Source organism: Cohnella sp. GCM10020058, from assembly GCF_042683485.1.
Taxonomy (GTDB): Bacteria; Bacillota; Bacilli; order Paenibacillales; family Paenibacillaceae; genus Cohnella.
The window spans coordinates 808,817-830,428 of the sequence record NZ_JBHUJV010000001.1 but is presented as its reverse complement, the minus strand read 5'-3'; the positions used below and the strand labels follow the sequence as shown (position 1 = coordinate 830,428).

General features: G+C 60.3%; 17 protein-coding genes. 5 read left to right on the top strand and 12 right to left on the bottom strand.

The features are described 5' to 3' along the window. Positions 1-324: 324 nt before the first annotated feature. Positions 325-867 (bottom strand): shikimate kinase, encoded by a 543-nt coding sequence (locus tag ACFSR7_RS03250; RefSeq protein ID WP_378159032.1) that lies wholly within the window; start codon positions 865-867, stop codon positions 325-327. Positions 868-1,036: 169 nt separating this feature from the next. Here ACFSR7_RS03250 and ACFSR7_RS03245 point away from each other — a divergent pair, with 169 nt between their 5' ends. Together ACFSR7_RS03245 and ACFSR7_RS03240 are read left to right on the top strand one after the other, a co-directional pair. After that, complete coding sequence (locus ACFSR7_RS03245; RefSeq protein WP_378159031.1) at positions 1,037-1,921, top strand: ATP-binding cassette domain-containing protein; 885 nt, start codon at positions 1,037-1,039, stop codon at positions 1,919-1,921. Then, the gene (locus ACFSR7_RS03240) at positions 1,918-2,706 is read left to right on the top strand and encodes an ABC transporter permease (protein WP_378159030.1); all 789 of its coding nucleotides are present in this window, start codon (positions 1,918-1,920) and stop codon (positions 2,704-2,706) included. Before ACFSR7_RS03245 ends, ACFSR7_RS03240 begins: the two co-directional genes overlap by 4 nt. Positions 2,707-2,830: 124 nt before the next feature. Here ACFSR7_RS03240 and ACFSR7_RS03235 read toward each other — a convergent pair whose 3' ends face one another. Beyond that, positions 2,831-3,613 carry a TetR/AcrR family transcriptional regulator gene (locus ACFSR7_RS03235; protein ID WP_378159029.1) on the bottom strand — a complete coding sequence of 261 codons (783 nt, stop codon included), beginning with the start codon at positions 3,611-3,613 and terminating at the stop codon, positions 2,831-2,833. Positions 3,614-3,851: 238 nt separating this feature from the next. Between ACFSR7_RS03235 and ACFSR7_RS03230 the strand changes: the two genes are divergently transcribed. Both ACFSR7_RS03230 and ACFSR7_RS03225 read left to right on the top strand, forming a co-directional pair. Continuing rightward, positions 3,852-4,289: a hypothetical protein gene (locus ACFSR7_RS03230; protein WP_378159028.1), complete on the top strand. Its 438-nt coding sequence runs from the start codon at positions 3,852-3,854 to the stop codon at positions 4,287-4,289. Then, complete coding sequence (locus ACFSR7_RS03225) at positions 4,286-5,356, top strand: phosphodiester glycosidase family protein (protein ID WP_378159027.1); 1,071 nt, start codon at positions 4,286-4,288, stop codon at positions 5,354-5,356. Before ACFSR7_RS03230 ends, ACFSR7_RS03225 begins: the two co-directional genes overlap by 4 nt. A 43-nt stretch (positions 5,357-5,399) precedes the next feature. Here the strand turns inward: ACFSR7_RS03225 and ACFSR7_RS03220 are convergent, their stop codons facing one another. The 6 genes from ACFSR7_RS03220 to cobA form a co-directional block, all read right to left on the bottom strand. Beyond that, positions 5,400-5,987, bottom strand: coding sequence for an NAD(P)H-dependent oxidoreductase (locus tag ACFSR7_RS03220; RefSeq protein WP_378159026.1), 588 nt, complete (start codon positions 5,985-5,987; stop codon positions 5,400-5,402). Between the two features lie 100 nt (positions 5,988-6,087). Next, positions 6,088-6,468: a GIY-YIG nuclease family protein gene (locus tag ACFSR7_RS03215; RefSeq protein ID WP_378159025.1), complete on the bottom strand. Its 381-nt coding sequence runs from the start codon at positions 6,466-6,468 to the stop codon at positions 6,088-6,090. Positions 6,469-6,470: 2 nt separating this feature from the next. After that, positions 6,471-6,950, bottom strand: a complete 480-nt coding sequence (locus ACFSR7_RS03210) for a DUF6530 family protein (protein ID WP_378159024.1) — start codon at positions 6,948-6,950, stop codon at positions 6,471-6,473. Positions 6,951-7,282: 332 nt separating this feature from the next. Beyond that, the gene (locus ACFSR7_RS03205) at positions 7,283-8,119 is read right to left on the bottom strand and encodes an NAD-dependent epimerase/dehydratase family protein (protein ID WP_378159023.1); all 837 of its coding nucleotides are present in this window, start codon (positions 8,117-8,119) and stop codon (positions 7,283-7,285) included. A 17-nt stretch (positions 8,120-8,136) separates the two neighbouring features. After that, on the bottom strand, positions 8,137-9,360 hold the full coding sequence (locus ACFSR7_RS03200; RefSeq protein WP_378159022.1) for an enolase C-terminal domain-like protein: 1,224 nt from the start codon (positions 9,358-9,360) through the stop codon (positions 8,137-8,139). 195 nt (positions 9,361-9,555) lie between these two features. Further along, on the bottom strand, positions 9,556-10,104 hold the full coding sequence (cobA, locus tag ACFSR7_RS03195) for a uroporphyrinogen-III C-methyltransferase (RefSeq protein ID WP_378159021.1): 549 nt from the start codon (positions 10,102-10,104) through the stop codon (positions 9,556-9,558). Between cobA and ACFSR7_RS03190 the strand changes: the two genes are divergently transcribed. After that, positions 10,093-10,749 carry a hypothetical protein gene (locus ACFSR7_RS03190; RefSeq protein WP_378159020.1) on the top strand — a complete coding sequence of 219 codons (657 nt, stop codon included), beginning with the start codon at positions 10,093-10,095 and terminating at the stop codon, positions 10,747-10,749. The two genes, cobA and ACFSR7_RS03190, sit on opposite strands and share 12 nt — an antisense overlap. Positions 10,750-11,670: 921 nt before the next feature. Here ACFSR7_RS03190 and ACFSR7_RS03185 read toward each other — a convergent pair. From ACFSR7_RS03185 to ACFSR7_RS03170, 4 genes are all read right to left on the bottom strand, one after another. Further along, positions 11,671-17,655, bottom strand: a complete 5,985-nt coding sequence (locus ACFSR7_RS03185; RefSeq protein ID WP_378159019.1) for an S-layer homology domain-containing protein — start codon at positions 17,653-17,655, stop codon at positions 11,671-11,673. Positions 17,656-17,763: 108 nt separating this feature from the next. Beyond that, complete coding sequence (locus ACFSR7_RS03180) at positions 17,764-19,341, bottom strand: DUF3502 domain-containing protein (RefSeq protein WP_378159018.1); 1,578 nt, start codon at positions 19,339-19,341, stop codon at positions 17,764-17,766. 56 nt (positions 19,342-19,397) lie between these two features. Further along, entirely contained in the window at positions 19,398-20,282 is an 885-nt protein-coding gene (locus tag ACFSR7_RS03175) for a carbohydrate ABC transporter permease (protein WP_378159017.1), read from the bottom strand. Between the two features lie 65 nt (positions 20,283-20,347). After that, positions 20,348-21,277, bottom strand: coding sequence for an ABC transporter permease (locus tag ACFSR7_RS03170; RefSeq protein WP_378159016.1), 930 nt, complete (start codon positions 21,275-21,277; stop codon positions 20,348-20,350). Between the last annotated feature and the right edge of the window lie 335 nt (positions 21,278-21,612).

Here is a 21,612-nt window from a genome sequence, read left to right as displayed (position 1 = left end):
GATATGGACTTAAGTTGTCTCACATACAATGTATGCAAACTTGCAATAGATAAATTAAACAAGCGCATCCGCGAAGCAAAACCAGCCGCTTAACCTCAAAAAAAAGGACTTCCCCAACATTGGCCTCACGCTTGGCTCCATGACCAAATTAATTATGAAATTGACTTCAAATGCAGGTTTTTCGATCCGTCAAACTTCCGAAAAACGCCCGCACGCCAAAAGCGCGCTTGACCGGTCCCCATTTTGCCGCCGCCCGAATCAGGAAGGAAAGGATGCCTAAAAAGCGCTGCCCAGGCACAAAATGCCCGGCAGCGCTTTTTCAGTTTATTTCTGCGCTTCCAGCCAATCGATCATGGCCTGCGCGGCTGCCTCCGGCGTCTGGCTGCCTGCGTCCACCTTGCAGTGATGCCGCTCGTAGATGGCCTGGCGCGAATCGTAGAGCGCCTTGATCTCTTCGTCCGTCTTGTTCTGCAGGATCGGCCTGGTGTCGCGGATCAGTGGCAATCTCGCCTTCCACTGCTCCCAAGGTATACCCATCAAAATGACGGCCGCGTTCGCCATGCACAGATCGCGGATCTCTTCTTGCAGGAAGGCTCCGCCCCCAAGCGACAGAACGGCGTCTCGCTTCTGAAGGCACAGCTCGCTAATATACTCTTTTTCCATCCGGCGAAACGCCGCTTCGCCCAATGTCCCGAAGATCTCGGTAACCGGCATCCCCCGCTCCGTCGAGATGAGCTCGTCCACGTCGATGAATTCGCGGGAAAGCTTGGCCGCGAGCAACTTGCCCACCGTCGTCTTCCCCGCGCCCATGAATCCCACCAATACGATATTGCGTTCGCGATAAGGTTTGGATTGTTCCGCTTGCATGAAGATAATCACTCTTTCCGGTTTCGTTTATCTCCCAATTATAGCGATATACCGGCATCTCGCCAACGAAATGAAGAATAATTAAAAACCGTGTTGCATATATACTGTTTATACAATATACTGTGTATATAATAAACAGTTAAACAAAAACGAGAGAGGAGCTTCCAACATGAAATTCGCGATCGAAGTAAAGGACTTGCGCAAGAGCTTCGGCGAACAAATGGTGCTCGGCGGTGTGGACATCTCCGTTCCCGAAGGCCAGATCTACGCGTTGCTCGGACCCAACGGCGCCGGCAAGACGACGCTCATCAACATCCTGACGACGCTCGTGGCGGCGGACGGCGGCAGCGCGCGGATCGCAGGGTATGACGTGGCAGCGGAGAGCGGCAAGGTCAAGCAGTCGATCAGCCTGACGGGACAGTTCGCCGCCGTCGACGAGATGCTGACGGCTGAAGAGAATCTGCAGATGATGTGCAGGCTTTCGGGTATGAAAACTGCCGAATCCAGGCGGCGGACGTCCGAGCTGCTGCTGCAGTTCGATCTGACCGGGGCGGCCCGCAAGCGGGTCAAAACGTACTCGGGCGGGATGCGCAGACGGGTCGACCTGGCGATCAGTCTCGTGGCCAGCCGGCCGGTACTGTTCCTCGACGAGCCGACGACCGGACTGGACACCGTCAGCCGACGCGCGCTGTGGGATATTATCGAGCGGCTGAAGGCGTCGGGAATGACCATTTTCCTGACGACGCAGTATCTGGAGGAAGCGGATCAGCTCGCCGATCGGATCGGCGTCATTAACGGCGGCCGCATCGTCGCCGAGGGCACGGCAGCAGAATTAAAATCCCGCATAGGCGGCGAGGTCATCGAGTTGACGAACGAACGGGAGCAGTGGAGCCGCACGGTCGCGACGTCCGGGTCGGCGCAGGATATCGCATGCATCCTGAGCGGCCTCTCGGCTTCCTTGCCCCCGGATACGCAAGTGACGATCCGCAGGCCGAGCATGGACGATGTGTTTATTGCGTTAACTCATCCATCTTCGGAGGTGTCCGTATCGTGAACAAGTCTCTCTCCCCGCTTGCCCCGCCCTCTTTCGCCGCGACCAATGCCGTCTTTATCCGCCGCAGCCTGACCCTCAGCCTTCGCAATACCGAATCGCTCATGATGTCCATCATCCTCCCCGTCATGCTCATGCTGCTGTTCACATACGTATTCGGCGGCGCGATCGCGCCGGGAGGCGACTACGCCAACTATGTCGTGCCGGGCATCATCCTGCTGTGCGCAGGATACGGCGCGGCGACGACGGCGGTCGACGTGTCCACGGACATGACGAACGGCATCATCGACCGATTCCGCACGATGCCGATCCGGAGCCTGTCGGTCGTCACCGGCCATGTCGCCGCGAGTCTCGCGCGCAACCTGGTCGCGACGGGCGTCGTCATCGGCGTAGCGCTGCTCGTCGGCTTCAGGCCGAACGGCTCCTTCCTCGAATGGCTTGCCGCGCTCGGCGTCATCGTCCTGTTTATCCTCACGCTCACCTGGCTCTATGCCGCCATCGGCCTCGTGGCCGGCAGCCCTTCGGCCGCGAGCGGCTACGGCTTTATCCTGCTCTTCCTCCCTTACCTCTCAAGTGCGTTCGTGCCGATCGACACGATGCCGCATTGGCTGCGCGGCGTCGCGAGCCATCAGCCGATCACGCCGCTCATCGAGACGATCCGCGGGCTGCTGCTCGGCACGCCGATCGGAGATCATGCCTGGATCGGCGCCGCATGGTGCGCGGGACTCATCCTGATCGCGCTCGTCTGGTGCGGCATCGCCTTCCGCAAGCGCGCAGGACGCCGATAATCGGTCAATCGTCATAGTCAGCCGGAGAGCCTCGCGCTTTTCGGCTTTTCTTTTTCCTCCAGAAAAACAAAAAGAGCATGTCCGAGGTCGATGCGACCATGGCCATGCTCTTCATTTTCTTCATTTAAGACGTAGCCCGGGAAATGTGCAGCTCGATGCCGTCGAGAATGCGCTCCAGCCCGAAATCGAAGTCGTTCTGCGCCTCGCTCTTGTTGCCATCGTCTTCTGTATAGACGCCTGCCGCCACAATCGGATACAGGTCCGGATACCGCTCCGGCGTGACCAGCTGTCTCAGCGCCCCGCCATACAGGAGTCCGGAAAAGCTGTCCGGGTTCGCGCCCCCCTCGATCGCCCGGTCCATATCCCGCATCACGACGCCGTAAAATCGGGAATACCCGCTAATCAGCAGCACGGTGGACATTTTCTCGTATTCGCTAAGCGGCAGATCCCGAAGTATGCGCAGCGGCCAATCCACCATCTTCAGGTTGTTCGGCGTAATCGGCACGCCCATGATCGGGACATCCGTAAACCACGGATGCGCGCGCATGAGCCGGATGCACGTCTCCACGTATTCTCTAAGCCGCTCCCGCCACCCGCTTCCTTCGCTCGCCTCCGGAATCTCTATATCGCAAACGGCTTCCGTCATGAGCATCAGCAAATCGTCTTTGCTCTTGATGTACCGGTACAGCGACATCGTCGTAAATCCAAGCGAGCTCGCCACCCGGTTCATCGACACCGCCGACAGTCCTTCTCGGTCCGCGATACCGACTGCGGCCTCCACGATCTTGTCGACGCTAAGCTCGCCCTTCGGGCCTCTCGTCGACGGCTTCACCAATCCCCAGGCAAGCTGTGCGCCGTGCGGCAAACTGCTCACCCCGGTATCGTCGATCTTGTCGTTGCCGCTCATGGCCCGCGCCCCTTTTCCTCCGAATAATTGTATATGGTATATACAGTATAACACAGGCCGTGTGGCGTCGCACGCAGGCTGCATCAGGTCGTGTCATCCCGAGGATAAGAGCTGTATGACGTTTCTTTTTTATCCATCCGAAGGTAAAAAAACAGTATAGTTTGCCCAAATTTTATCGTGTTATGCTACAATGGACATTCAATATCGGTATGGCCGAATTACGAGGTGACAAACTGCAATGATGAATTCTTCCCCTCTGACGGACACGAGCGCGCAGATCGGCAGCATGGAAAGACCCCCGAGGAGAGCGGCGAGAAAATCCGTCGTGCCGTTCATTTGTTTATGGCTGTTCCTGATCGGCGCAGGCGTCGCGAGCACGGTCTGGTACACGGGACAGCAGCGTGAGCAGGTATCCGCTCAGCTGCAGCAAGAGACCGCGGCCCAGATTGCGGCTATGCAGCAGGATTATCGCGTCAGATTGGACAAGCTGGAGAGCGATTATGCAGCTCAGATGGCGCAGCTCTCGTCGAAGGTCGACGCGCTGAACGAGCTGCTCACCTTCACGCAGGACAACGCCAGCGACAAGACAGATAACAGCAACAAGTTGTATACGCAGATCAGCGAACTGAAAAAGCAGCTGGACCAGCTGAAAAAAGAACTGGACGTGCTTAAATGAGAACGGGCGTCCAGCAGATGAATCGAACCGTGCTGCTCGCCTGCGCGCCTTTTCTCGGCATGCTGATCTGGCTGTTCGCGGCCGGCGTCAAGCCGGATGCGCCAGACATCGGGCCTGCCGTGCAGACGCCCGAGCCTTCGCTCTCCGGCTACGCGGAGCCACAGATCGAATCGTTGGACAAGGCGGGCGTCATCGCCAAGGACATATCGGCCTCCATCAAGCGCGTATCCGAGCTGTACACCAAGACGAATATGAGCATGAGCGCGATGATGTCCACTGCCAAGGCGCAGGTCGGACGGCCCGCAGCCATCTACGACAGGCGCATCTCCATCAAGCTCGGCTATCCGCGCGACTCCGTGCAATCGGATAATTTGACGGCTCAGCTTTACACGATTCGCGCGCAGTATTTCAGCGGCTACGCGCTTAAGGTCAAGCTCAAGAACGACAAAGCGATGTCGATGTCGCTGGCCGGCAACAACCCGGGCAGCTCCGAGACGACGCTTGCGGCCGTCAAGCGGACCGGGGCGATCGCGGGCGTCAATGCCGGGGGCTTCGCGGACCAGGGAGGCAAGCGGTATCCGCTCAGCACGACCGTCGTCGGCGGCGAGTACGTCACCGGCTTCGAGCCGAGCTTCAACGATCTTTTTTTCGTCGGTTTGAACGAGGATCTGAAGCTGATCGGCGGCAAATACAGCGACAAAGCCCAGCTGGACAAGGAAAAGCCGAAGTTCGGCGCTTCGTTCGTGCCCGTGCTCCGCAAGAAAGGCGTGAATTTGCCGATTCCCGCCAAGTGGCGGACGAGCCCGCTTCGCGCGCCGCGCACGGTCATCGCCAATTATAAGGACAATCAGATCCTGATGATCGTCGTCGACGGACGGGGCGAGGACGGCAGCTCCGGCGCCACGCTCGAGGAGCTGCAGATTCTGCTCTCCCGCTTCGGAACGATCGACGGCTACAATCTGGACGGCGGCGGCTCTTCCACTATGATATTTAAAGGCAGAGTCGTTAACAGTCCGTCCGACGGGCAGCTCCGGCGCCTGGCGACGAATTTCCTTTTCTTCAAATAAAAGAGGCCGCTGCCGGCCTCTTTTTTTATGCGATCAGCCGCGATTAGGCGGTCGTCGTCCTGAAGTAGCGGTACACCTTCGCCAGCTTCTCCTTATGTTTGCCCCGCGGACTTTCCATGCTGCCGAACTCGAAAAACTTCACCTTCCCGAAGCCGACGTACCGCAGCAGCGCCTTGCGCATAAGCGTCTTGTGCGCATTGTACAGCCAGAGCAGCATATAGCCCGCCGGTCCCTTCATCGTCGATACGCATACGGCGGTCTTGCCCTTCAGCAAGCCTTCCGGCAGCAGCTTGCCGTTGTCCTTGTAGGCGAACCCCGAAGCGAACATCCGGTCGATATAGCCCAGCAGCATCGCGGGCGGTCTCCCCCACCAGATCGGATAGACGAAGACGAGCTTGTCGGCCCGCTTGATCTGCTCCCGGTGGCGCTCGAGCTCGGGATCGGCGTGCATATCCCTTCTCCGTTTTTCCTCGTTGAATACGAGCACCGGGTCGAAGCCCTCCGCATACAGATCGAGTATCTCGACCTCTTCGATCGCAGCGTTCTCCTCGCTCCCGCGCACGATTTCCTGCAAAAAAGCATAATTTAAGCTCCGGTGATTCGGATGGACATAGATGACCAGCAGCTTCATGACCGCACCCCTTATAATTATCATATGATAACTATAAAGTAGCACGATCCCATTTAGTTGTCAAATGATCATTTTTATTTGATAACTATATGAGCGGAGGTTAGCTCTTCGGCTTGTGATAACCGCTGTCGCCGTATGGCTGCAGCTTTTCGACCCACAGCTCGGCGAGCGCATCCACCTCTTCCTGATATTTTTTCAGCTCGGCGCGATCCGTTACCGTCTCCTCCTTCGGCTTGATCCGATCCAGCTCCGAAAACTCGAATATCTTGCCCCCATAACGGTCCCAGTCGGCCTTCAGTTCAGGCAAAATATGATTGTTCATCTGCTTCATGAATTCAAAACGGTTGCGGGCGCCGTCCAGATCCATCGAAGATCGGACCAGCACCTTTCCATTTTCCGTATTGCGGATCTGATAAACGCCCATTACGCGAAAGGACTGCGTGTAGGTTTCTGCCAGCTGTTTTTTGCGCTGTTTGTCCATCGTCAGTACCCCATTTCCTTTAAAATGCGCGACAGCGTCTGCAGCCGTTCGCCGATCAGTTCGCCGTCCCCTTCGAGCGCGGCGCCGAACAGCTTGATGTCCTCGCGTATACGCTCGTTGTCCGTGCATACCGCCACCGTCATGGCATCTCCCTGCAGACCGATCCGATCGATGACCGGATTCGCCGGATCGTACAGCTCTTCGTGGCGGTAGGATTCGCGGAAATGACCGAGACTGCGCGCGACCAGTATCGCAAGGTCAAGCACGCGGTGAAGCGGCAACTCCTCCGATTGCCGGGACCACTTTTCCCCTGTGTACCGCCACACCTTCGCCGAGATGTCGACCTTTCCGCGGTCGTTCCACTGCGCAAGGCCGAGCGAGAGCCCCTTGGCATCCGTATGTCCGGCGTAACGGCCGTCCACGTTTTCGTAATTGTCCGATATAATGACAGGCTTGTGCTTAAGCGAGGTCGGAATTTTCACAAGTCAATCCTCCTTTTGCAATTTAGTAATTTACTAAATTACTAATTTAGTGCCTTAAATATATCGAACGAAAACGGATCGGTCAATCCCGCAGCACGCAATAACGGCAGGTCGTAGATGGAACAGGTTCTGCGCGCTGCCGAAGAAGGATTTCCATCTGCTGTTGATGGCAGGCGTTTCAGACGTCGGAACAGCGGCGGTCATCGGCAGGAAAATCCGCACACGAAAAAACATCGACGCCAGCGCCTCCGATCCAGGCACTCGTATCGATGCTTTTTTGGCCGCTCTCGCTTATACGAGAACGCGAATCCCTCACAGCCCCGACGTTTCAATCAACGCCACTTGTAGATCGGCCGCCAGTTCAGCGTCTCCTTGGCAAGCGCGTTGGAAAACAGGGGCGCCGTCCCGCTGAGATCCGCGCGAATGTCCGCCACCTCCGGGTAATGCTCAGCGATCAAGACAGACGTATCCCGCTCGCTCAGGGCTTCGTCTCCCGTAATGTTCAGCGCTATCGAACCGCCTTCCAGCCGCGCCGTCAATGCCGCCGCGCAGGCGGACGCCGCATCCCGAATGTCGATATAGCTCCACAAGATTTTGCTCAACCGCTCGGGATGTCGCGCGTCCTCCGCCAGTCGCCCGTATTCCTCTGGCGCCGCGATCAGCGAGAAGCGCAGGTTCGCGGTCGTAAGGCCGCTTCTGCGCGCGAACATGTCCGACGTCAATTCCCCCACGATCTTGGACAGCCCGTAACCTTCCTGGGGAAGCTGCGGATGCGTCTCGTCTACGGGGAAGTATACAGGTGAAAAAGGCTTGGACGCCCACGCGAATCCGTAGCAGGACGTACTCGAACCCATCACAATCCGCCGGATGCCGAGCAGGTCCGCCGCCTCCAGCACATTAAAGCTCCCGAGTACGTTATTCGCAAAAATCGTCTGATGCGGATAGCCGAGCGGCGCGGGAATCGCCGCCAGATGAATGACCGCATCCGCGCCCTTCAGCCCGCCCGCCACTTGTCCGAGATCGCTCATATCAACGCGGACCTGCCTGCAGGGAAGCCCTTCGGCGATGCGGTGATCGAGCGATACGGCTTGGTAGCCTTGCCGGCGCAGCTCCTCGATAACGTAACGTCCCAGCTTGCCGCTGCCGCCGGTAACGGCGATCGTACGCATGCTTGCTCGCTCCTCTCTCATGGCCGGACGATCGTGCCGTCGGCTTTGCGGTCCAGCGGGTACGGCGAATGGTAACGATGACGCGACCAGCCCTCGCCTGTCAGCGCGGCGGCCAGCGTCTCGTCGATGTCGATTCCGAGCCCCGGCTTGGATGACGGATACAGATAGCCGCCCACCCGCTCGATATGTCCCGGAAATGCGGCCAGCTCTTCCGGCCGGAAGTGATTGACCTCCTGAATGCCGAAGTTCCAGACCGCCATGTCCAAATGCACCGCGGCCGCCTGGTTGACCGGATCGTTCTCTCCGCCCTCCTGCCAGGCCGTTCGTACGCCGAACGCTTCGGCCAGCGCCGCGATCTTGCGGCATGCGCTGATGCCGCCGGCCTTGGACACGCGAACGCGGATGAAGTCGATCAGCCGCTCCGAGATGAGCGGCACCCATTCCTGCGGGTTCGTGAACAGCTCGCCCACGGCTTGCGGGGTCGCGCATTGCTGCCGGAGCTGCCGGTACCAGCCGGCCTGGTCGGGCGGCAGCGCGTCTTCGAGAAAAAACAGGCCGTACGGTTCGAGCCGCCGCGCCAGACGCACCGCCTGAATCGGGGATAAATGCTCGTGAACGTCGTGCGTAAACTGGACCTCGTCTCCAAACGCGACTCTTAGCGCTTCGAACATGGCCGGGATCGCGTTCACGTACAAATGCTCGTCGAATACGTGGCCGGACGTATCGGCGCCGCGGGGTACATTGGCGCGATCCGTGCCGATGAAGCCCCCTCCGCCGTAGCCGCCCATCTGGACGCGCAGCACCGTATAGCCTTCCTCGATAAAACGGGCGACGTCCTCCTTGAGCTCCGCGGCGTCCCGGCCTCCCGCGTGACCGTAGCAGGGAACGGCAGATCGGGCAGCGCCGCCGAGCAGCTGATACACGGGAAGTCCGGCCTTCTTGCCTTTAATATCCCAGAGCGCCATGTCGATGCCGCCGATCGCGGTGTTCAGCAGCGCACCGCTGCGCCAGTAGCCGCTATGGTGCATAAGCTGCCACAAGTCTTCGATGTTGGCCGCATCGCGCCCGATCAATAGCGGCCCGAGCAGCTGCTCGACGATCTGCACGACCGCTTCCGGATTGTAAAGGTCGGTTGCCGAGCCCAGGCCGTACAGGCCATCCTGGTCCGTCGTTACTTTTACGATCGTCCATGTCCCGTTTTTCCTCGTCCGTATGCACGTCACGCCGGTGATTTTTGCCATTTGTCCGCTCGCCTCCTTCAGTTCGCCCATGTCAGCCTCATTCTACTTCACATGTACGCCGGGCTTAATGAGACGATGACAAACTTAACTCGGCGATCTTATCCGATTCCCGACGGCTGCGAAAACAGAAAAACGAAGCGCCAGGTTCGCCTCGTCTGCAAATCGTAGCGTTCTGCTATATAAATCTGCCGCTCCCTACCCGATCGCGAGCCTTGCCTGAGCCTCCAGCAGCAGGAGCTGCTCCCGCACCAGCACGACTTCGCCGATGACGATTAGCGCGGGATTGCCGATTTTCATCACTTCGGCGAGCTTGTGAATGTGCTCAAGCGCCCCCGTCACGACGCGCTGGCGGTCGGTCATGCCCCGTTCGATCAGCGCAACCGGCGTAGAAGGCGGCTTGCCGTGGAGAAGCAGTGTCGTCCGAACCTCCTCGAGACGTCCGATGCCCATATAGACGACGAGCGTATCGACGCCATGCGCCAGCAGGTCCCAACGAACCGGCGGCGCGTCCTCCCGGCAGCGGTTGCCCGTGACGACGGCGAACGACGCGGCCAGGTCGCGATGCGTGAGCGGGATCCGGCTCGCGGCAGCAGCGCCGTTCGCCGTCGTCACGCCGGGCACGATCTCGCAGGGGATGCCGTGCTCCGCGAGCGCCAGCGCCTCCTCGCCTCCCCTGCCGAAGACGAAGGGATCGCCGCCCTTGAGCCGTACGACCGTCCGGCCGCCGAGCGCGTGTTCGACCATAAGCGCCTCGATCTGCCCATTCCTCAAATTGAAACGTGGAGCCGCCGCGTCCTCGATTGGAAAGTCGTGCCGATCCTGTGGGGGTGCAGCGAGGCGACCGCGACGCTATCCGTAGAAGCCTGCGAGGACGGTGTAATGGCCAACGGCGTGCTTGGCGCGTCGATGCTGCCGACAGAGATTCATTGGACACTGCAGTTCGGAGTTTTCGACAGGCTGGCCAGGCTATTCATCAAGCTCGGATATGAGAAGGCGCTCATCGTGCAGGGTGCCGAAGGTTCCGAGGATCTGCACATCAACCGTCCGACCCGGGCCTATCTGGTGGAAAATGGCGAGTTCTATCTGCAGATCTTCGATCCGGAGACGTACGGCATCGAGGCGAAGCCGCCCGAACGCACATGGACGCCAGCCGATCAACTGGCCGTCGTGGAAGCGGTACTGCAGGGAGAAGCCGATCTGGCGTACACGAACCAGGTGCTGTTCAACGGCGCCGTCCGGCTGCATCTGGCGGGCAAAGCAGACTCGGTCGAGCAAGGGCTGTACGCCTGCAAGGCGCTGCTCGACGGTGGCGAGGCGTACGCTGCGTATGCGAGCTGGCGGACTGCGATGCTAGAGGCGCTGGGCACGGTGGCGGCGGCTTCGCGATGAGTGGTGCTTGGCATCGCGGTGAGCGGTGCTTGGCATCGCGGTGAGCGGTGCTTGGCATCGCGGTGAGCGGTGCTTGGCATCGCGGTGAGCGGTGCTTGGCATCGCAGTGAGCGGTGTACCAATATAGTAAAACCGTCAGGGAAAATCGCCCTGACGGTCTCTTTGGGTTTGGAGGGTCTTGGAAACTTTATCGGATGGCGCATGCTAGAGCGAACTCGATTGTTGGTCTATACGGCACACACGTTGCGGCTTGATTGCGCTAAAATTCCTGCAAACGTACATCTATTTCCAGCCATAGCTAACGTTTAGATAGAATAGATGCGAATATGCAGGCTTTTTACTGAATTATCTGTATTACAGGTAATTTGTTCATTTTTACCTGCATATTGCATTTATTTCGTTAACAGTCGCCTTTCAACAGAAAAATAAATGTACAAATGCAGGTTTTTTGGCCGGCACACATCCGAGAAGCGCCATTTCCGTACGCGCGCTTAGTTTGCAACGAACCGCCGCGGATTTGGTGCATCGCCTGCTATATGAGAGGCGATTGGCCTGCTACGCGCGGGATTCGGGGCATCGCCTGCTATATGAGAGGCGATTGGCCCGCCACGCGCGGGATTCGGGGCATCGCCTGCTATACGAGAGGCGATTGGCCCGCCACGCGCGGGATTTGGGGCATCGCCTGCTATATGAGAGGCGATTGGCCCGCCACGCGCGGGATTCGGGGCATCGCCTGCTATACGAGAGGCGATTGGTCCGGTGCGCGCGGGATTTGGTGCATCGCCTGCTATATGAGAGGCGATTGGCCTGCTACGCGCGGGATTCGGGGCATCGCCTGCACTACGGGGCAGGCGATTGGACCGGTGCGCGCGGGATTTGGTACATCGCCTGCACTACGGCAGGCGATGCACCATCCTTTTTTTATTGTCCGCGCTCGTAGACGCGGTACAATAGTACGGCCGCCTCCGCGCGGGTCAGCTGGCCCTGCGGCCGCAGCTTGCCGCCGGCGCCCTGCAGCAGGCCGGCGCCGACGAGCGCTGCGAGATCGGGCCTCGCGTACGCGGCCGCCGCAGATGCATCGGCGAACGCTGCGAGCGCCGCGGCGTCGCCCTCGGGCAGCCCCGCACCCGCGCCGCGAAGCGCGCGGGCGATCAGCGACGCCGCTTCCTGGCGGCTGACGGCATCGCTTGGCCGGAACCGGCCGTCGCCGGAGCCGCCGGCGATGCCGAGCGCCGCGCCGACGCGCACCGCGTCGGCGTAGTACGCGCCGGCCGCCACGTCCGCGAACGCGGCGGATCCGCCAGCCGCGCCTGCGTCCGCATTCAGCTCGAGCAGCCGCACGAGCAGCAGAAGCAAGTCGGCCCGGCTAACCGGTGCGCTCGGGTCATAACTTGCGTCGTCGCGCCCCTCCGCGATGCCGCGTGCAGCCAGCGCTTCGACGGCTTCGCGCGCCCATTCGACCTTGCCGAGATCATTGAAGCGGCGGTCGACATAGGCTACCGCATACAGACTGAAATGCGCCGTCCGGAAGGTCACGACGCCCCGCGCCGCGTCATAGCGTCCGCTGACGACCGGATGCGCCGTTCCTTGCGCGTCGATGTAGCGGATCGTCAGCTTTTCCGGATGGGCCGCTTCATTCGACGTCGCTGTGTAGGGCACGGATACGACGACCGGCGACTTTTCATTGCTCCACTTGATCGGGACGCCGCCCGACGTCAATGACACGTCGATGGCAGGACGATCGCCGACGAGCGTCACAAGCTCTCCGTCCCAGGCCTTCCGATCGGCTGCCCGCACGACCAACGTCACCTTTCCTCCTACGACGCTGACCAAGCCGGCATCGCTCAGCATGGCACCGGTCGCAACGACGGAGCCGAGCGGCGTCGACAGTTCGATCCGGCGGTCGTCCCTTCCGCCCGCAAGCGTACTCGCAGGCAGCTCGATCGCATATCCGGACACCCCGGCCACGCCAGACAATTCGATCTTAACCCACTTAACGCCATCCTTGCCGTAAGCCTGGGCAAGCTCGCCCTCTCCGACCGAAGCCCGCACGAGACCGCTGGCCGCATCTAGCGAGGCTGCGGGCTTAAGCGTCACGGTCCCGGCAGCCGGCGTTGGCGTGGCCCCATTTTTTACCGGCGTCGGCGTTGGCGTTGGTGTCGGCGAAGGCGCAGGAGATGTTGTCGGTCCCCCGCCGCCCTCCTCCAACGTATCCAGCGCCGCCGCAAGCGCCGTCCTGTCCGCGCTCTCCGGCAGCAGCGCCACAAAATTTCGCGCCGCATCGATCGACGTATCGCTCTTCTCCAGCTTCGCCGCAGCGACGGCCGCCTGCGCGGAGGCGAGCGACCAATCCAGGAAGCTGCCGTCCAGCAAATACAGGTCGCCGAACAGCGTAAAGTCCTTGCTCGCGCCGATGCCCTGGTTGTATTCCATGTAGCCTTCGCGTCCGCTGCCGTCGTTCTCGTTCATAAGCAGCGTGAACCCGAGCGCGTCCTGCGGATCAAACTCATAGCCCGCGCCATGCAGCTGGTCGAGCGGGATCGCAATCGCATAATGCGTCACGCCCGCTTCCTCGTCGCGCGTCACCGCCGCCTCGACGCCCGCGCCGAGCGCGCCGGTCTTCAGCCCTTCCGGCGCCTTCCAGCGCCACTTGACGACGCTGCCGTCGTCGCGCAATGCAAACCCGAGTTCGCTCACCTGCTTGCTCCCCGCACCGGAACCCCGATTCAGGTCGATGCCGAGCTGGATGCTGTCTCCCTGCCAGATATCGACACCATCGTAAGCTTGGTTGTGAACGTCGTCGCGCACGTCAATATCAAAATACAGCTTGTCGTCATCCCAGGCAACGCCCGCGTCGGCACTCAGATCCGCCGCGCCGGACCATCCGCCGCCGGCGTATTCGTCCTGCGCGGACACATCGATGCGAGGCGCATCCGATCCCCCTGCAGCGAACGGCCCGGCAAATGTCTGCCCGAGCTTTACCGAGGACAGGTACGTCCGTCCGTCGTCCAACGTCACCTTGAACTTCAGCGAAGCGGCGGTCAGATACGGCAGGTCGATCTCGACGCTTTCGCCGTAGGCGATGCCGGCAAACCGAATCGGCTTCATCAGGCCCGCGTAAGCCGACGGCTGCACAAGCTCGATCTTGCCGGACAGCCCCGCCGCATCGGTCGCGTTGGACAGCACGAGCCGCGCGTTCGTCCGCTCCTTGTGAGCCGGATCGAGCGCTGTCTTCTCGAGACGCAGCGCGACCGGCACGAGGTTGGAGCCGCCGACCTTGACGCCAGCCTCGTTGACAAGCTGGAGCCCGCCTTTGAACAGATTGTTCGTTATGGTCATCCGGTCGATAGCCGGCCCCGCATACACATGCGTCGTTCTCGGCTGCTGAAAATAGGAATCGTACAGCGAGACGTCGCCGCCGATCGCGTTAATTCCCTTTTCCCCGACCGTCGTAAAGTTGCTCTGCTGCATCCGCAGCCGTCCCGATCGGATATCGACCGAGCGCGACGTATCTCCCCACATCGAGGTGTTGAAAAACCGCGCGGTCGCGTCAAAGCCGTCCTCCAGCGTGATGTAAACCTTGTCCGTGGAGCTCATCGATACCAGCTCCGTGTTGACGAACGTCAGTCCGCCTTCGCCCGCTCCTTCCAGATATACGCCTTTCTTGCTGCCGTCCGTGCCGTGCCCGAGCACGGTCGCGACCGGACCTCCGCCGCTCTCCGCAGCGAAGTGGATGCCGTACTGCGAGCCGTAGACGAACGTGTTAAAAATCGTCTCCCCTTCCACATGCCCGATACGGAACGCATCCAGATGTTCCTTTTGATAGCTCCACACCTTGTCGAAGTCGGCGTCCGTGGACGGATGGTTCGGGTAGTTGTTGCGCCCGTAATAATGCGGGTTGAACTGCACGTTGCGCATGATGCCGCCCTCGGCGCCGCCGCCGAGATAGATGCCTTCCATGAGCGGAGAGCCCGCCACGTAATCGATATAATGGCCGCTCGTATCGTAGGTGCCGAAGTCGATGCCCTGATAGGCGTTGATCAAGGTCGTATCGATCGCGTAAACCCCGTGCCCTTCGCCGCGAATCGTCCAGGCGTAAGGCTTGACGTTGTTCCAGTCCTGCTCGTCATAGTAGACGGACAATCCGCGGACGCCTGCCGACGCCTTCAAGGTGATCAGCGCGGTCGCGCCCTCCGGCGCGCCTTGACCATAGCGGGTGAACAGGGCGGTGCCGCCGCCGATCGTATGGTGCGGCACGTCCCAGGAGCCGCGCAGCTCGACGCCCGTAGGCACCGAGATCGGCGAATCGACACGGTAAATGCCCGCCGGCAAGTATACGGTGCCGCCACCCGCGTTACCCGCAGCGTCCAGCGCCTGCTGGATCGCGGCAGAGGCATCCACGATCCCGCCACGATCCGCGTTATAAGGCGGCGCGGTAGCATCGAACAGCTCCCCGCTCGCCGGCTTGGGCCTTTCCGCCGCGTCCGTCGCGATCTCGCTCGGCAACCGCTCCATCACATAACTGACGTTCTGCGTGACATTAACCTCCGCAGCCTGACTCTCGTCCGTCACCTGCAGGCTGCCGTCCAGGCCCGAATTCACCGCGTTCAGCGACTGCACGGCGCCCGCCAGCTTCACCTGCTTCGCAGCCTTGGCGAAGCTCGACTGGCCGAGAATGAGCGACCCGCCGGAGAGCTCGATCGCATATCGGCCGGACGCGTCATCCCAGCTCGCGAACGCCGCATTTTCGAACGACAGCACGCCGCTGCCCTCGCTGACGACCGCGCGCCCGCCGCTCCCGTCGACCTGCACGTCCTGGAACTGCGCGATCGAATGGAAGCCCGCGGTCGTATAGATCGCTGCCGGCGCGACGCCGACGCCCGCCGCGAAGCTGCTGCTCGTCACCAGCAGTCCGTAGTCGTTGACGCCCTCGATCTTCAGACCGATCTGGCTGTCGCTCACATGAACGTCGTACAGCTGCGCGTTCGCCGTCTCGGCGGAGCCGGTGCGCGTCGTCACCCGCATGCCGTTGTCGAAGCCCGACAGGCGGATATCCGACATGTATTCCCAGTCCGAGCGGCCCATCACGATGCCTTCTGCATGCGTCGTCGTATAGGCGCGCGCTTGCCCAACGTCCGGCGCGCCGGCCAGCCCGGACGCCGCCCAGTAGGAAGGCGCCAGTCGGATGCCCTCGAGCCTGCCGATATCGGTCGTGAAGTCGAGGAATATGCCCATATGAAGCACGGTGCCGTACAGGTTTTTCACGTAATGAAGCTCGTTCCACTCCGGTCCGATCTTGATGCCGCCATAGCTGTTGACCAGTGTGATATTCTCCATCGTCGCGCTATCGCCCGGCAGCTGCTCGAACGTCCACGGGTACACAGCCGGATCCGAGAGCGTCTGCTCGGGATACCACACCGACAGATTCGTGACGCCGCTCACCGGCTGCAGCTGGATGAAGCTCTCGCCGTCCGCCTGCCCCCGTCCGCCGTACGACGCCAGCACGGTCCCCTTCACTTGCCCGCCGACCGCGTCCGGACTGATCCAGTCGCCGCGCAGCGTCACGCCGGTCGGCACGTTCAAATGGCCGTCCAGCCGGTAGGTGCCTGCAGGCGCGAACACAACGCCGCCCCCGTTGCCGCCGGCCGCATCGAGCGCCGCCTGAAACGCGGCGGTATCGTCGCTCGCGCCGTCGGCCTTCGCGCCGAAGTCGAGCACGCTGAAGTCCGCGATCACGACGTCAGCGGTTTCGAACTGCGTAGCGTACACCTTGGCCTGCGTCGCCGTCGACGTCCGCGCGACTTTTTTCACAGACACGCGCGCCACGGTCAGGTCCGGATTATTGTCCGGATTGCCGCCGCCACTGATGCCGATGCGGAAGTCCGAGCCGTTCGTCCGGTTGGCAAACTTCGCGTCGATCAGCTTAAACGTCTTCGTTTTCCACTGTCCGCTGTTGCCGTACGTGAACAGCGGCGATTCCTTAAAAGCGGCGGAGAGCGCATCGTACTGCAGCACGAAGCTCCCGCTGCCCTGGTCCAGGTACTCCACGGTCACATAGACGTCCTTGTCCGCATTGTCGTACAAATAGCCGTCGTCCACGTTCATGTACAAATAAAGCGTGCGGTCGCCCGGCGCACCGCGATTCGTTTTCCAGTAGCCCTTGCCGTCCAGCGCGCCCTTTAACAGACCGGATTCCTTGTCCCCGCCGCGGCCGACGATCCCGTGCTCGATTGCCGTCTCGCCAAGCGTTACGCTCGCCTCTTCGGAAGCGGTCGCCTTAAGCGTCTTGGTCACGACGACCTTCGCGAGCTTCAGCTCCGCGTTCGTCTGCCAGCTCGCCCCGCCGCCTTCGATGCCGAGACGGAAATCCGCCCCTCCCGTCCGGTTCGCGAAGCCCGCGTCGGTCAGCTTGAACGTATGCGTCTTCCAGGCGCCCGTATTGCCATAGCTGAACAACGGCGCGTCCTTGAAGCCGTTGCCGTCGCCCTGCGCGTCATACTGCAGCACGAGCTTGCCGTTGCCAGCATCGTAGTAATCGACCGTCACTTCGACGTCATATGCCGCCATGTTTGCGGAATAGCCGTCGTCGACGTTCATGTAGAAATACAGAATCCGTTTGCTCTCGTCGTCCGCGGACCGGTTGGTTTGCCAGTACGCGCGGCCGCCCGACTCGCCCGTGACGAGCCCTTCCGGCGCCCCGTCCCTGGGCCTGGCAGTGATCCCATGCGCCTCCGGCACATCTCCAAGTTCAATGCTAACGCTTTCACTTCCCGCCGAAACCTCCGCCGCGCTCGCCCGGCCCAGCACCTTGCCCGGCGCCTCGCCCGGCCAGCTGCCGAGCAGCAGCAGAAAGGCCAGCAAGCCCGACATCCAAGCGCTTAATCTCTTTTTCCTGATTGTTATCATCAAATTTCCCTCCCGAACCCTGTTTTAGGCAAAAGAAAAGGAAGCCCCCTCGCGAATCATCGACAGCTATGATGAGTGCGAGGCGGGCTCCCGCCGTTCATAAGTGTATTACTTCTTGGCTGCGAGGAAGGCGTCGACCTGCTTTTGCGTTTCCGCGATGATCTTGTCGAGGCCGTTTTTCTTTTGCTTTTCGATATAGTCGTCGACCGCTTTTTCCGGATCCTTCACCGTGCCGAATTCGATCGGCTTGTTGAACTCCTCGATCGCCTGGTCGCGCTTGGCCAGCTCGTTCTTCATCGGCTCTTCGGAGACGAACAGGCCGTCGAGCGGCGAGTTGACGTTGATCGGCTCGCTGGCGAATTCGGCTTCGTGCAGCCAGAAATCCTTGGGATAAGTCGACGTCGGACGCATGAACTGCGGCTTCCAGAATGCCCATTGGCCGCCCCACTCCATGTAGTTGCTCGTCGTCGTGCTCATGCCGTCGGGATAGACGGCCGTATCGCCGTCAAGCTTGTACGTCTTGCCCTCGATGCCGTACTGCACCAAATCGTACAGCGTGCGGTCCGTCTCGATCATGTCGAGGAAGCGCAGCACGCGGTCCGGATGCTTGGAGTTGCGGTTGATCGCGGCGACGTTGGCGAGCGGCGTGCGGTTGACCTGTTTCTTGTCCGGATAGATGAGCGACGAATCGAGCTTGAACGATGGATCGGAAAAGCCAGGATCGGCATTGACCCATTCGTGGGAGGTGAGCGTGAACACCGATTTGCCGTTGCGCCATTCGGCCGCGCCGTCCGTCTTGTCGATCATCGCGTCGCGGTTGATCAGCTTCTCGTCGTACCACTGGCGTGCCTTGACCGCGGCTTCCTTGTAGAACGGCTGCTGCTCGATCGGCTGGATCTTCATCGCCGGATCGCTCAGATAGTAGCCGAGTCCGTGCTGGTTCAGATCGATCCACTCTTCGCGGATCTTGATTAGCGTGAGCGGACCGGTGCGGTTGAGCTTCATGTTCGGATACGCCTTGCGGAGCTCGCGCAGCAGGTTTTCCGTGTCCTCGATCGTCTTGACCGAGTCCTTGCTTACATTGATGCCCGCCTTCTCGGTCAGATCCGAGCGCCAGGTAACGAATTGCCGCTGATTCATCTTCATCGTCCACGGCAGGCCGACGATATTGCCGTCGATCGTCGCCGCGGAGAGCGTGCCCTGCTCCTCGTATTTCTTGTACAGATTCGGCGCGAACTGCGGCAGCAGGTCGTTCAGCGCCATGTAGGAGCCTTTGGCCGCCATCTGGTTGTAGGACAGCCAGTCTCCGTCGAAGTTCAGGTCCCAGTTGTCGCCGGAAGCCGCCATGACGAGCATCTTGTCCTTGAAGTCGTTGAACGGGATAAAGTTGATGTCGAACTTGACGTTCAAGCCTTTGTCCTTGACGTAGTCGCTGACCTTGGACCATACCTCGTCGGTGGCCGCCTTCTTGTCGCCGCCGAAGTAGAACTTGAGGGTGACCTCCTCCTCTGCTTTGGCCGTACCGCTCGGACTGGCCGTGCCGCTGGCGCTGGCGCTGGAGCCTGCCGTTGCCGTCCCCGAAGGACTGGCCGTATTGCTGTTGTTATTGCCGCCGCACGCCGACAGCATCGCGCCGAGCAGCATGACGCCGGCGAGTACCGCGGTTGCCGATTTCCCCTTGCGCATGTGAACCTCTCCCCTTAATTGTGAGATATATACTATCACGGCCGGAACCGTTATAGTCAACCTTTGACTGCGCCTACCATGAGGCCCTTGACGAAATAGCGCTGGACGAACGGATACAGGAAGATGATCGGCCCGATCGTAATGACGGTGAGCGCCATCTTGATCGATTCGGACGGGATCGTCGCCGAGATCTGCTGCATGGCCGCGGCGTTGCTGGAGCTCTTGAGGAACTCGACGTTGGAGACGAGCGTTCGCAGCAGCAACTGCAGCGGCTGAAGCTCCTGCTTGTCGATGAACATGAGGCCGAGGAACCAGTCGTTCCAGTAGCCCAGGGCGACGAACAGGCCGACGGTGGCGAGCACCGGCACGGAGAGCGGAGCGATGAGGCGAAAGAAAATCCGGTATTCGCTGGCGCCGTCCATTTTCGCCGATTCGTACAGGTCCTCCGGAATCGCCATCATGAAATTGCGGATGAGGAACATGTTGAAGGCGTTCGCGAGCGGCGGCAGAATCATCGCCCACAGTGTATCCTTCAGGTCGAGATAGCGGACGCAAATGATGTACCAGGGCACGAGCCCCCCGCTGAACAGCATGGTGATGATGACGTAGATGGAAAGCACGTTGCGGTATTTGAAAGATCGCCTCGCCATGACGTATCCGCCCATGCCGTTCACGATGATGGACAGCGCGGTGCCGATAACGGTGACGAGAATGCTGATGATATAGGCGTCGACGATCCGGCTCGAGCCGAGCAGCAGGATCTTGTAGGAGCTCAGCGTGACATGGCGCGGGATGAGCGCGTAGCCGTAATTGACGATGTCGTTCTCGGTGCTGAGCGAGCCGGAGACGACCATGATGAAGGGGAACAGGCACGCCAGGCTGAACAGCAGGACGATCGTGCCGATCGCCGCCTGACTAAGGGAGAATCTTTTGGTGAGCATCGGGAGGAGCCTCCTTGCCGAAGTTGCGGTAGTTGGTTGCATGTGTGCCGGACCGCCGTAGCGGATCAGAAAATCGCCGAGTCTCTGTCGATTCTGCGGGCGGCGTAATTGCTGGACAGCACGAGCACGAAGGCGACGACGGATTGGAGGAAGCCGGCCGCGGAGGCCATGCCGATATCGCCGGATTGGCGGAGGCTGCGATACACGAGCGTGTCGATGACGTCGGTCGTCGGGAACAGCAGCGTCGCGTCGCCCACCATGGCATAAAACATTCCGAAGTCCGCGTTCATGATCCGACCGATCGCGAGCAGCGTCAGGATGACGACGGTGGGCCGCAGCATCGGCAGGCTGATATACCGGATCTGCTGCCACCGCGAAGCGCCGTCGATCGAGGCGGCTTCATAGTAAGAGTTGTCGATCGAAGTCAGGGCGGCCAGGTAGATGATCGTGCCGTAGCCCGTCACCTTCCACCGGATCGCAATGGTCAGGATGAGCGGCCACAGGCCCGCTTCGCTGTAAAAGTCGACGGGCCCCGCGCCGATCCACTCGAGGAACCGGTTGACCGCGCCCGTCTCGTAGTTGAGCAGGTTGTACGTGAACACGCCGACGACGATCCAGGAGATAAAGAACGGCAGGAACGTCAGCGATTGGGTGACGCGTTTGAAGTACTTGTTCCGAAGCTCGTTGAGCATGAGCGCAAAGCCCACTTCGAAGATCAGGCCGACGGCGATAAAGAGCACGTTGAGCAGAATCGTGTTGCGGACGGCGCGGAAGGCGGCGTCGGAGGACAGCAGGTAGTCGAAGTTGTTGAACAGCGGGTGCATCCAGTCGCTTCCGAAAATGCCCTTTTGGAAGTCGAAGTTTTTGAACGGGATGACCAGTCCTGACAGCGGCAAGTAGCAGAACAAAAACAGCAGCGTCGCGACCGGCAGGAACATGACGATCAGCTGATGGTTTTGCGCAAGGTCCCGGACGAGGCCGTTTCGGCGTTTCATACGCGATGTTCCTTTCTGTTAAGGTGATACCTTTATGATAAAGGGGGGCCGTTCGCCGAAACATGAGCGGATCTTATCCTTTGCGGTCCGTGAATGTCCTGTTCGGACAAAAGCGTCCGATTGCGACCGATTGCGCAAAAACCGCCAGGAAAGATCCTCGCCCGTTTCGTTCACTCGCCGCAATGCCTGCAAATTTACATCTTTTTTGGCGACATCGTCCCTTTTGGACAGGATAGATGCCAAAACGCAGTTATTTTCTTCTCTGAGCCCGAATTACGGCTTTTGCTTTGAAATTACCTGCATATTTGCATGTACTTCATCAAGTGTCGCGGTTC